Source organism: Oribacterium sp. KHPX15, assembly GCF_900107835.1.
GTDB lineage: Bacteria > Bacillota > Clostridia > Lachnospirales > Lachnospiraceae > Oribacterium.
Map to the genome: position 1 here is coordinate 35,329 of NZ_FNRG01000013.1, position 12,954 is coordinate 48,282.

At 44.7% G+C, this 12,954-nt stretch carries 9 protein-coding genes; 3 read left to right on the plus strand and 6 right to left on the minus strand.

Translation table 11 applies throughout. From position 1 onward, the window contains the following. The first annotated feature begins 126 nt into the window (after window positions 1-126). Entirely contained in the window at window positions 127-948 is an 822-nt protein-coding gene (locus tag BLV86_RS09365) for a PHP domain-containing protein (protein ID WP_090816488.1), read from the plus strand. A 54-nt stretch (window positions 949-1,002) separates the two neighbouring features. Here the strand turns inward: BLV86_RS09365 and BLV86_RS09370 are convergent, their stop codons facing one another. The 5 genes from BLV86_RS09370 to BLV86_RS09390 form a co-directional block, all read right to left on the minus strand. Further along, complete coding sequence (locus BLV86_RS09370; RefSeq protein WP_139297905.1) at window positions 1,003-2,106, minus strand: hypothetical protein; 1,104 nt, start codon at window positions 2,104-2,106, stop codon at window positions 1,003-1,005. A gap of 10 nt (window positions 2,107-2,116) precedes the next feature. Continuing rightward, on the minus strand, window positions 2,117-3,958 hold the full coding sequence (locus BLV86_RS09375; protein ID WP_090816491.1) for a S41 family peptidase: 1,842 nt from the start codon (window positions 3,956-3,958) through the stop codon (window positions 2,117-2,119). Between the two features lie 122 nt (window positions 3,959-4,080). Next, window positions 4,081-4,545 (minus strand): ribose 5-phosphate isomerase B, encoded by a 465-nt coding sequence (gene rpiB / locus BLV86_RS09380; protein ID WP_090816493.1) that lies wholly within the window; start codon window positions 4,543-4,545, stop codon window positions 4,081-4,083. A gap of 574 nt (window positions 4,546-5,119) precedes the next feature. Beyond that, entirely contained in the window at window positions 5,120-6,640 is a 1,521-nt protein-coding gene (locus BLV86_RS09385) for a substrate-binding domain-containing protein (protein WP_090816495.1), read from the minus strand. 241 nt (window positions 6,641-6,881) lie between these two features. After that, on the minus strand, window positions 6,882-8,318 hold the full coding sequence (locus BLV86_RS09390) for a uracil-xanthine permease family protein (RefSeq protein ID WP_090816497.1): 1,437 nt from the start codon (window positions 8,316-8,318) through the stop codon (window positions 6,882-6,884). A gap of 378 nt (window positions 8,319-8,696) precedes the next feature. On the opposite strand from BLV86_RS09390, the gene BLV86_RS09395 reads away from it, so the two are divergent. After that, window positions 8,697-9,593 carry a LysR family transcriptional regulator gene (locus tag BLV86_RS09395; RefSeq protein ID WP_090816499.1) on the plus strand — a complete coding sequence of 299 codons (897 nt, stop codon included), beginning with the start codon at window positions 8,697-8,699 and terminating at the stop codon, window positions 9,591-9,593. A gap of 251 nt (window positions 9,594-9,844) precedes the next feature. Here the strand turns inward: BLV86_RS09395 and BLV86_RS09400 are convergent, their stop codons facing one another. Beyond that, the gene (locus tag BLV86_RS09400; RefSeq protein ID WP_090816501.1) at window positions 9,845-10,948 is read right to left on the minus strand and encodes a DUF5722 domain-containing protein; all 1,104 of its coding nucleotides are present in this window, start codon (window positions 10,946-10,948) and stop codon (window positions 9,845-9,847) included. A 336-nt stretch (window positions 10,949-11,284) separates the two neighbouring features. Between BLV86_RS09400 and BLV86_RS09405 the strand changes: the two genes are divergently transcribed. Further along, on the plus strand, window positions 11,285-12,922 hold the full coding sequence (locus BLV86_RS09405) for an ABC-F family ATP-binding cassette domain-containing protein (RefSeq protein WP_031551271.1): 1,638 nt from the start codon (window positions 11,285-11,287) through the stop codon (window positions 12,920-12,922). Window positions 12,923-12,954 lie beyond the last annotated feature (32 nt).

The following is a 12,954-nucleotide window of genomic DNA, read 5'->3' on the forward strand; positions in this document are numbered from 1 at the left end:
TTCAAGCATATTCTACCAGTAACAAGCGGCTTTTGCCACAAAGTCAGAATAGTAACATAAAATCGGACTGTTTTGCCGGTTCGTGTTATATGTTTGTTATATCTTTTGAATTTCCGGAGGTAATCTATGTACGATATAAAATGTGACACACATACACATACTTTATACAGCAGGCATGCCTACTCAACCATAAAGGAAAATGTTATCGAGGCCAAAGAAAACGGAATAGAGCTTCTGACATCCACAGACCATTTTTCGGAAATGCTCTGGCCGGAATATACTAATCTCAAAAACTATCAGTACCTTGCAACTTCTCCAACCATCTGGCCAAAGGAATGGATGGGCGTGACACTTCTCTCAGGCTGCGAGGTAGATATAGTGAATCTTGATGGAGGACTGTTCGGACAAGACATCAGCATCGACAAAAATATCGTCGGAGACCCCATAAGACCCACAAATCTGTATGAGCTGGTTACCAGAAAAATGGATTATGTAATCGCAAGCATACATGGAAAGGCATTTACAAAAGGGGCTGGCAGAAACCAGCTTACTGACATGTATATAAAGGCCCTTCAGGATGAGAAAGTTTTCATCCTCGGTCACCTCGGAAGAAGCGGTCTGGATGTGGATTTCAGGGCTATCGTTGATGCCGCAAAGAGTCTCAACAAGCTTCTTGAGGTTAATGAACACAGCTTTGAGTTTGGCAGCGAGGCGGAGGACAGCATAACCAGAAGCCGCTGCAAAGAGCTTCTTGAAATCTGTGCCGAGAAAGGCTGCAAGGTTTCCATCGCCACCGATGCACATATCTCAAACCTCATTGGCCGCTTTGAGAAGACAAAGGTTCTTCTTGAAGAAGTTCATTTCCCGGAGGAACTCATCGCAGGCCTGAATAGAGAGTCATTCCTGAAGGCATTAAAAGAGTCAGGAATCAAAGGACGGACTGTGTAAGAGCCACCGGGGACGGTTCTCGCCGGCGAGAACCGTCCCCGGTGGCTCTTTTCATCATCTTCCCTTCACAAAGTCCATCAGCATTGCGTAAGTTCTCCAGAGCTCATCACCCATGCCGAGGTAATCCTTCTTCTCTTCGCTCCAGACGTCACGATTCAGGAGATCCTTGTAATACTCATAAAACCCGTTTGCTCCGAAATGAGTCTTGCATTCATAGCCGTAAACCTCGGCATCATCGGGATTGCCGTCGCAGTCCCACATGATGGTCTCGAAGGTTTCGAAAGTATGAAGCCATTCGTGGATATATGCCTCCTCGGGAACCGGGTTGTCATCAAACTTTGCCAGTAAAGCACCATTCTCAAAGGAATCGAGATAACTGTCCGTCTGAATCTGACTGAAACTGTAGTTTCCATCCATAACGTCAGGATAAGCCAGTCCCGCCCAGTCCTGGGCCAATGTCGGATCCTCGTGGTCTGCATATCTTGCAGTGCACATCACAGAATTGTAGTCAGAAAATGTATCTGCAAACTCCCCAAAGGATTCCGGAACCAACGAACACAGATCCTTGTCGAGATAAGTCACTTCATCACAGAGCTTTGTGGTGATCTCTACATTTACGAGTCCATTGGTGTATTCACTGACACGATTGGCAAATCTCTCAGACATATCATTAAGCAGATACTCAGCCTCTTCATCGCTCATTTCCACATCCAAATGTACCTTTTTGCCATCAAAGCCTTTGCCGTCAACATTGACCCTTTTCACCACGATCCAAAGCATGGGCCAGTTGACCGAGTAAGCATTATCAACTGCCATGCTCATAAGCGCATCCCGGTCTTCTTCATCGATATCTTCAAGAAAATCGGAAATATTCGGGTTCAGTTTATCTTCTGTTATATCAAAAATACTGCCTTTTTCATTCTCTTCTTTGGAGGTTTCCGGTTCTCTGGATAACCTGGCTACATCCTGTTTAGCTGAAGACTTATTCTTCCCTTTTTCCTCCTGCGTGGCAGCTTCTGTTTCCTTCTGCACCTGTATGACAGCTTCCGTTTCCTTCTGCGCCTTAGGGGCAGCGGCCGATGACTTACATGCCGACAACACACACATTGTCATCGAAAGCAGAACGGTCGAAAACATTATCCTTCTTTGTTTCTTCATGATTTTTACCCTAGTACAAACTATTGATATATTCCGTCAGGTTCTTACGGTCATAGAACCTGTCGAACTCGCCTATGAAGTAGTCAGGCTGTGCTCCCCTGTCCACATCATAGAAGGATCCGTTCTTCATGATGGAAAATCTTCTGAAACCCGATACCTGATACTGGCTTCCACCTGCTGTGGAGAAGCAGTGTACTGAGCATGATCCACCGCCGGATTCCTGTCCCAGCAAGGTTACCTTGTGAGAGGCTTTGAATGCATTCGGCGCAAGGTTTCCGCAGGAAAAGCTCACCGGTGATTCCAGGCAGAAAAGATGAAGGCCTTTTCCTGCCAGAGTGTCCTTCTCATCAAATTCCCCGTCCAGGTTTGTATCGATAGTGTATACAGCATCAGTCATAGCCCCTGAAAGTGTATTTTTGGCGCTGAGATCTGCCTGTCCCAAAAATGTTGCCATAACATACTCAGCCGTACAGGTATCGCCGCCCCCATTGATGGACAGATCCATAACAACATTTTCAACAGGACTGTTTTCCCTCAGTATCTGCTGGCAGGCATACTGCATTAACCTGATGGTATCCGCATCGCTGTTATCCTCATCTGTCGGCTCGGCAAAATAGTCGATTTCCGGCTTTCTGTCCGTAAAGTGATCAAAAGTTATATATGCGGTATTCCAGATTTCCTCATACGCCGGAATCCCCTCAGGATAATGTTTATCCCGCGCAGTGCTCAACTCATCCCTGTCATTTCCCCAGGCTGTACCTGCGAGTCCCATCCCTATGGGGCTCACCATCCCGGTTAATTTGTCCCTGTCTGTCATATAGGATATTCCGTTAAACTGACTGTGCAGATCTCCGAGATAAAGATATATAAGCTTATATAATGCAGCTTCCGCCACTGTCTCATCTGAGCTTAAAAACTCACTCTTTAAGCCGGTTTCGCTGAGAAGCTTATCGAAACTTTCGATATCATGGATCTCTTTTAATCCATACTGGTAGTCCAGGGCAAAACAGATCTCATTATATGAAAACTCCGCCAGCTCTTCACTCCATTTTTCGCTTCCGGAATTGAATATCTTCTTGAGATCATCATCCATATATGCCGCTATGATAACGCTGTCTCCATTATAAAGCGCCATATTCTCATAATAGCTGAAGATCACGTCACTTACTGTCTGAAGCGGCGCGTAATAACCATCCTTGTCCCTTATAAGCTTTATGCCGTAGGGCTTAAGGTCAAATGTTACCACCTTGCCATATCTGTCTGTGGACAGGCTGCTCTGCTGAAACAGTTTTGCGGTATTGGCGGTAAGGCACACCATATCTACCAACAGACTGTTATCCATTTTGAAAAAGGCATCGTAATCATTAAACTCGATGGTGTCATTTTCGAAATCAAAATCAAGCTTGTAGGCACCTCGAGCATACCCAGCTTGATTCCCGTCAGTCTCATACTTAAGTTCATAAAAAGGCTCTGCCGGATTATCACTTTCGTAAACCTGCTGAAGAAGTGAAGAAATATCTGCAACGGAAACATAAGGGATCACACTGCCATCCACAAAGTAAAGGTCTATTTCCTGTTTGTTATCTGCAGATGTAACATAAAGGGGCAAAGTTTTCTTTTCTATGCCTGCAGCCTCAACTGCTTCCTGTTCCTGCGATTCTGATTCTTCCGTTGACTTACCCTGAGCAGCCTCAACTGTTTCGTTTTCTGCAACAGTTGAAGCTCCTTCCGCAGCACCCACAGTGGCTTCGGCACTTCCGTTAGTATTAACACTTGTGTTCGGTGTCTGACAGGCAGAAATATTCATTACCATCAACCCTGCCACAGCCACAGCCGCAATCCTCTTTCTCATAACACTTCGCTCCTTTCACTTTACTTTGACACTTGAATATACGGCTAAAAGTCCGATTTTTATAATGTTAGTCCCACAAAAAAACTCCCGGTCAAAATGACCGGGAGTTTTAAAAAACTATCTTATTCCTCTGCTGCCTTAAGCTTCTGTGTATCCTGAATCTCCATGATCATATTAACACGGGTCTCATGACGTCCGCCCTCGAACTTAGCATTGATCCAGGCATCAACAATCTGCTTTGCAGTCTCGATACCGATGACTCTCGCACCGAAACATATAACATTTGCGTTATTGTGACGCTTGCTCATCTCAGCAGAATAAGGTTCGCTGCAACAGCAGGCACGAACACCGTCAACCTTGTTGCATGCAAGGCTGATGCCTACGCCGGTTCCGCAGATGGCGATACCGCCGTCAACCTTTCCCTCTGCAACCATCTTTCCTACGCGGTATCCTGAAATCGGATAATTGAAGCTGTCTGTTGAATTGGTTCCAACATCAATCATCTCGATCCCTTTTCCCTCGAGATACTCCTTGATTTCCTTCTTCATATCTACTGATGAGTGATCATTTCCGATTACTAATTTCATAACTGATCTCCATTCTATAAATTCTATTTTAATGTAGCAGCTCATCCGGAACCCTGGTGACGGATGAACTGAAACATTTAAATTTGCTTTTTCTCCAAAAAGTATAACATAGGATATTTTATTTCTCTATAACATCACCCTTTGGTTCCTGCTGAGAAAAATTCAGCCAAACTTGACCCATACTTCGATTTTCGTGTTTTAAGTCATACAGGACCCTGCTCCTGCTTGACCCATTCTCCGCTTTTCGTGATTTGAGTCATACAGAACCCTGCTCTTGCTTGACCCATTCTCCGCTTTTCGTGATTTGAGTCATACAGAACCCTGCTCTTGCTTGACCCATTCTCCGCTTTTCGTGATTTAAGTCATACAGAACCCTGCTCTTGCTTGACCCATTCTCCGCTTTTCGTGATTTGAGTCATACAGAACCCTGCTCTTGCTTGACCCATTCTTCATTTCTCGTGATTTGAGTCATACAGAACCCTGCTCCTGCTTGACCCATCCTCCGCTTTTCGAGTTATAAGTCAATTGATCATCACTTGATAGTTGACTCAAAAACATTATTTCGGATATGTAATCAATCCAACAACGCCTTCGTATGCAGATACCCGGTATCCACTATCATATCCTCATAGTTCTCAGCCGTCACAACTAAAGGAAACAACTCGATAGCGGGCACCACAATCGCCCCGTTCTGGTACATCTCAGCGTCCGTGATCTCAATCTCTGTGCCGTGATATATGTCGTCCACAAGCTCTGTTATACTGAAAGCATACTGCGCAGGATCGTAAAATACAGACATTGACTGCTTTCCCTGAAGTATCCTGTCCAGAGCCTCTTCACTTGAACCGTCTCCGGTTATGACCGGCATAGTTCCTCCATATGTGCCGTCCATAACGGCCTCAGCCATCGCCCTGGATACGCCTCCCGCAAGCACATCGTCAATACATATAACAGCATCAAGATTTCCGGAGGTATAAACCTCGGCAAGAAGCTCCTTCATACGTTCATAGGCCTCAGACTCACTGTTGTCCAATGTACTCACCTGCTCAAGCTCTATCTGCCCGGAAGGTATAACAAGGGCTCCGGAATCGATATACGGAAACAATGCTTCCATCAGACCCGGGAACCTGAAGTACAGGGTCTCATCCGACATGTCTCCCGTAAAGATTTCCGCGGTCTTTGGCTCCTCCGCTGTAGCATGCTTGAGATCCAGCGCATCAACGATGTAATTACCCATGGTTTCACCCACATGGTAGTCATCACATCCAAAAAGGAAATTCACACCGTCTGTTCTCATGGGTACATGATCGATGGCGACAACATAGATACCCGAGTTTTTCACCTGTGTAAGCTCCGCTGCAAGGGCTTCCGACGAAACATCCCCGGGGGCCACAAATATGATCCCCGCTCCTTCTTTTACCAGCTCTTCGATATCCTCAATCTGCTTTTTAACCAGCTTATCTTTATGGAATCCCTCCACTGAAGGGCCTTCCTCCAGAGGCTGCTCCACAGCATATTTAAAGTCTGCATTATATCCGGAAGCATGAAGCACCTTATCAATCTGCTTCTCCATAAGCATCCACTTTTCACATTGCTGATCCGGGAAGGAGAAGCCTATAAGCTCTCCGTTTCCTCCGATGATATCGAGGTTTTCAATGTCATTGGGCGGCGCCACGTTCTCTTCGATCAGATATTTTGAGGCTGTGGTTTCTTCTTCTGATTCATCTCCTGTAGGAGTGTTCTCATCTGCCGCTGTACTGCTGCTTTCCGAGACCTCCTGTGTCTCATTGATTCCGGATCTGATTCTCTTCCCCAGGAAAATGCAGAAAAGCAGAAAAACAAAGAAAATGATACTGCCGATGGCAAACTTTACCATCATCTTATGTTCTGTAAGCCGTCTTTTTTTATGGGATTTTTCATGCTCATCATGGAGATTCTGATTAACATTCCTCTCATTCATCCTGATGGATTTATGATGAAGACTCTCCCACTGGTACTCCGGATCTATCTGCACCCTTTTCCTTTTGGGCTTTTTGACAGTATTTTTATGATCATTCTTGAGATTTTCTTTTTTAGTTTCGTTATCCTTATCCAATGATCTCCCCCATTATCCATTGGGAACGGTTTTTATCTTATCCAATCCTGTCCCCGTCTGATTATACCCCTCGCTTCATTATACTAAAAAAGGACCGGTATAAAACCGGTCCTCATAAATCTTTAAAGATTTTTTAATCTGAAGTGTAAATGTCGAGCTCCATTCATATCCGAATTGCTGCTATGAAAGCAGTATCCGATTAAGAATGATCTGTGAGCACTTCGATTCTTTGGTTATCGTCTTAGTTCTTTGACTTCTCAGAACCATCCTCAACCATGTTCTTTGCTCCTGCCTTCTTGGCAAGCTGCCAGACAAGGGATTCACCCTGGGCGATCTCAAGGTCAACGCCTGTAGCATTAGGCTCGCTGTCCTTAAAGGCATAATCCTTACCGGGAAGGATGGCATTCAAAATGATACCTACAAGTGAACCTGTTGCGATACCTGAGAAGTTGATCGTTATAGCTCCAAGCGGGATGATGATGGCGCCGGCGCTGGAGTAGTTGACTCCGATTGCAAGTACCATGATAAGTGCTGCGATGATGACGTTTCTGGTCTTTGAAAAATCAACCTTAGTTTCAACGATGTTTCTGATTCCGACAGCAGAAATCATACCGTAAAGAACCAGTGAGATACCACCGACTGTAGCCGCCGGCATTACCTCGATAAGAGCTGCGAACTTAGGGCAGAAGCTGAGGATGATAGCAATGCATGCAGCCAGGCGGATAACCATAGGATCATAAACTTTTGTAAGTGTAAGCACACCTGTGTTCTCGCCGTAGGTTGTATTGGCAGGTGCTCCGAAAAGAGATGCAAGAGCTGTTGCCAGACCGTCTCCGGTAAGTGTTCTGTGGAGACCCGGCTCCTTGATAAAGTTCTCTCCTACTGTTGAAGAGATAGCTGAGATGTCACCGATATGCTCCATCATGGTTGCGAATGCTATAGGCACGATGGTTATCACTGAAGTTATAAGCAGTGAGCTGTCCAGGGTTCCGTCAGTAAAAAGTGAGAATACTGTACGGCTGTAATTTAAAGGAAGTCCGAACCATGCAGCTTCAGAAACAGGTGAGAAATCGATAACTCCCACAACTGCTGCAACGAGATATGAACCTATAACACCGAGAAGGATAGGGATGATCTTCACCATGCCGCGTCCCCAGATATTACAGATAACAACTATAAAGATAGCTACCAGGGCGATGGGCCAGTTGGAAGAGCAGTTCTCGATAGCTGACTTTGAAAGGTTGAGACCGATTGCGATGATGATAGGGCCGGTTACTACAGGCGGGAAATATTTCATTACCTTTGACTCACCGAAGGCCTTGAAAGCAGTGGCAAGTACAAGATAAACAAGACCTGCACAGGCTACACCGAAGCACGCATATCTAAGAAGATCAGGCTCGCCGTTTGGAGCAATGGCAGCATATCCGGCAAGGAATGCAAAGGATGATCCCAAAAATGCAGGTACCTTTTTCTTACTTATAAGGTGGAACAAAAGTGTACCAAGACCTGCCCAGAGCAATGTTGCCGACACGCTGAGTCCTGTGAGCAGTGGTACCAGAACAGTTGATCCAAACATCGCAAACATATGCTGGAATCCCAGGATCAAAACCTTTCCTGTTCCAAGCTTTCTGGCATCATAGATACCTTCTTCTCCAATCTTGATTTTTTCGTTACTCATTTATTAACCCCTTTCCTAATTAGTCATTACAAAGAAAAAGCACGCTTAGGAGGAAAAATTCCCTCCTTGCGTGCTTGATAGTTATTTACAATGACCTTTTAATCAGTATCTTCATCTTAATTTTAAAATCCCTCGTTTGATTTTTTACTATTTTAACAAACTTTTTTATATCGTCAATAGTGAGAACCAAGGTTTTTTTGAATAAAAATCCAATTTAAAACTTTTAATTTTTTAATAAATATTTTTTATTTAAAGATTGATAGCTCTCTTTTTTTTATATATACTATTCCATGCTTTATTGAAGTGATGGAGATAATTTGAAAAACACTTTACATCACTGTTTGTACCGCCGGCTTAAAGAGGCGGAATGGAGATATTATGGAAATAAGACAGCTAAATTCTTTTGTTAAAATAGTAGAAATGCAGAGTTTCAGTAAGGCAGCCGAGTCCCTTGGTTATACTCAGGCTGCGGTTACTATTCAGATACGTCAGCTTGAACAGGAATTCAATACAAAGTTTTTTGACAGAGTGGGAAGACACGTTGTCCTCACCCCTCCGGGCCGGGAGTTTCTCCAGTATGCCAATGAAATCCTCCGCCGGGTTGATGATGTCCACACAGCCCTCGGAAATCCCCAGATGCAGGAACATAAGCTTCGTATAGGCTCACTTGAATCTCTTCTTACCTATAAGATTCCGAATGTGGTGAAATACTTCTATGACAATCACCCGGAGATAACATTGGAAATAAAAACAGGGTCACCTAAAGAGCTCATAGATATGCTGGAGCATAACCTGGTGGATATGGTTTATTTCCTCGACCGACGTGTTTATGACTCCAACTGGATAAAGATACTTGAGGAACCGGAACCCATCATTTTTGTGGCAAGCCCGGATCTGGAAATCCCCGGAGAAGACCCAAAAACCGGACAGGTTCATATGAATGACCTTCTGCAGCTTCCTTTCTTCCTGACGGAGCAGGACTCCAATTACAGATATGCTCTCGAGCAGGATCTGGCCGCAGACCGCATGCAGATCCGTCCTTTCTTCGAAACCGGAAACACTGAGGTCATCATCCGCCTTGTTAAAGAAAACAAAGGCATCACCTTCCTTCCGGCCTTCTCCGTACAGGAATGTATCCACAACGGTGAACTCAAGGAAATCAAACCTGCAGATTTCAGCATGACCATGTATCGTCAGATCTTCTACCACAAAGACAAGTGGGTCACAGAAGAAATGAAAGAACTGGAAAAGCTCGTAAAGCAGGGACTGCTGTAATAACCATTTCAACCGGGATATAAAGACCAGAGCGGTCGGGCATCCATTAAAACGCGTTGAGCGAGGACGTGAAAAATCAAAATCGGACATCTTAGAGGCTCTTGGTTCCTTTTCCTTAGCCCCCTCGCCAAGTCTGAGTTTTCATAAAAGTAAACTCAGACATTGGCGAGGGCCTAGAGCCTCTTAGATGTCCGATTTTAGATTTTTCCGCCGCAGCGACTCGTGTTTTAATGGATGCCCGACCGCTCGTACTAGTTCAACGCCTGATAGTAGTACCAGGCCTGCTTCTTTGTTGTAGGTGTCTCGCTGGCTCCGTTTGAGTTCCAGAGACCGAAGGCGTAGCCCTGAACCGCCTCCACAGGAGCGTCCACAAGACGGCTCAGAAGGAATGCCTCAACGTAAGGATTCTCCTTGGCCTTTTCCCAGGCCTGCATGATTGCCCAGCTCTGGGCCTCTTCACCTCTTATAGAACTGAAGCCCTGCTCTGAAAGAATCAGATGTCGCACCTTTCCTTCGGGACTCAGCATTTCCTGATTCTGCATGTAATCGGTAAGAACATGGAGATTCTTCATGTTAATAATCTTTGAATCTGCATCATCTGTTGCCAGTGGTGAAGTATTCATGAAATCAGGATTTGTAAGATCCTGAGGGTAAGGATGCCATGCTATACCATAGTCTGTATCTGTAAGATACATATTGAGATAACTTAAAAGATCCCTCGAAGCATAGTACATATCTCCTCCGGACATGGTCCAGTTATAGTCAAAGGGGATAAAAACTCTCGCATCGGGATTATAGGTCTTTATGGCATTGTAGAAAATGCGGAAACCATCAGCATAAGCCTTGGCATATTCATTTATATCCGACACTCCGAGATAGTTCCACTGAAGCTGATTGTTGATCTCATTTCCGATGACCCAGTTGGATATCTTATCCTTATATCTGTAGGCCAGAGAATTGGCTACCTCTTCGGTTCTCTGTTTTCCCATGTCAGTCAAAGTATTAAACTGATAGAGATTTGAAACTGACAGATCAACCGGAAGTAAAGCATCATTAGGCTGGAAGTCATTCATAACCCCTATAGTAACGGTAAGATCCGCAGCATTATATGCATCTATCAGGGCGTCAACCCCCTGCATCTGGAACTCATCTTTCAGGAAGCTTGCATTGAACTGGAAAATAACCTGCTTGCATCCCAGATCCACCATATCATGAACCATTGTTACGTGAGATGAATGTATACCCTTTATGCTCTCCGGTGTGTTATAAAATGCCAATGCCTGTATGCTCATGGAGGCAGTCATGATGCTGCTAAGCGCCAATGCCGCCGCTTTCTTTAATATATTGTTTTTCATACATTACCCTTTCTTCATTCTCTAATATAAATACTCTTGTTTTTCCTGTTTATTTCTGAAATACGGATGTAGATCTGATCAGCTCTGATAACAAAAACCGATTATTCGCGTTTTACCTGTTACCCGCTCATCTTCCACTTATGCTTTTTTTCATTATACAATATTCTTAACCAAATAAATTTTACTTATTATTACAGATTTATGCAGATTTATACCCTTTAAATACCTTGCTTTTATGCGGTGTCTCGGATATAATGCCTAAGGTTAATGACATTTAAGAGCGGCTACAATGGCCACTCTTTTTTTACATAATATATATCAGAAAAGGAGAAGCGAATGATTGCAGCAAACAATATTACCTTTCGTGTAGGCAAGAAGGCACTGTTTGAGGATGTTAATATCAAGTTCACCGAGGGAAACTGCTACGGTATCATCGGTGCCAACGGTGCAGGTAAGTCAACATTTCTCAAGATCCTGAGCGGCGCTCTGGAGCCCACAAGCGGTGAGATCACCATGACTCCGGGACAGCGTTTAAGCGTTCTCGAACAGGATCAGTTCAAGTACGATGACTGCACGGTTATCGACACTGTTATCCGCGGAAACCAGCGTCTTTATGACATCATGAAGGAAAAGGATGCCATCTATGCAAAGCCTGATTTTTCAGATGAGGATGGTATGAGAGCAGCCGAGCTTGAGGCAGAGTTCGCTCAGATGGACGGCTGGAATGCTGAGGCTGATGCAGAGACTATGCTTAACGGTCTCGGAATCGGTACAGACCTTCATTACAAGCTTATGAATGAGCTCAAGGGATCAGAGAAGGTTAAGGTTCTCCTTGCCAAAGCGCTTTTTGGAAATCCTGACATCCTTCTTCTGGACGAGCCTACCAACCACCTGGATCTCAACTCCATCGAGTGGCTTGAAGAGTTCCTTATCAATTTCGAGAATACCGTCATCGTCGTATCCCACGACCGTTACTTCCTTAATAAGGTATGTACCAACATTGCGGACATCGACTACGGCAAGATCACAGTATTTGCAGGAAACTACGATTTCTGGTTTGAGTCTTCACAGCTTATCGTTCGCCAGCAGAAGGAAGCTAACCGTAAGAAGGAAGAGAAGATCAAGGAGCTGCAGGAATTTATCCAGCGTTTCTCTGCCAATGCTTCCAAGTCAAAGCAGGCAACTTCCCGTAAGCGTGCTCTCGAGAAGATCGAGCTTGATACCATTAAGCCTTCTTCAAGACAGTATCCTTACATCGTATTTAAGCCAAACCGTGAGATCGGTAATGACGTTCTTGAGGTTAAGAATCTTACAAAGACCATTAACGGCGTAAAGGTTCTGGATAATATTTCCTTCATCGTAAACCGTACAGATAAGATTGCACTTGTTGGTCCCAACGAGCTTGCAAAGACAACCCTTATGCAGATTCTTTCCGGTGAGATGGAGGCTGACAGCGGCGACTACAAGTGGGGCGTAACCACAAGCCAGTCCTACTTCCCTAAGGACAACACAGCAGAGTTCAAGTCTGAGGATACCATCGTTGAGTGGCTCACTCAGTACAGCCCTGACAAGGATACTCAGTTTGTCCGCGGTTACCTTGGAAGAATGCTTTTCAAGGGCGACGATGGCTTAAAGAAGGTTAATGTCCTTTCCGGAGGAGAGCGCGTAAGATGTATGCTCAGTAAGATGATGATCTCAGGTTCCAATGTTATCATCCTTGACGAGCCTACCGATCACCTTGACATGGAGTCTATATCAGCTCTCAATGACGGTCTCAAGAACTTCCCGGGTGTTATCATTTTCTCATCCCGTGATCACCAGGTTGTTGAGACAACCGCAAACCGTATCTTTGAGATCATCGACGGTCATCTCATCGATAAGATGACAACCTATGATGAGTACCTTGCATCCGACGAGGATATCAAGAAGAGATTTACATTCACCCTTTCTGAGGATGACGCCAGCGATAACTAAATCCGTCCGAGCGGTCGGGCATCCATTTAAAG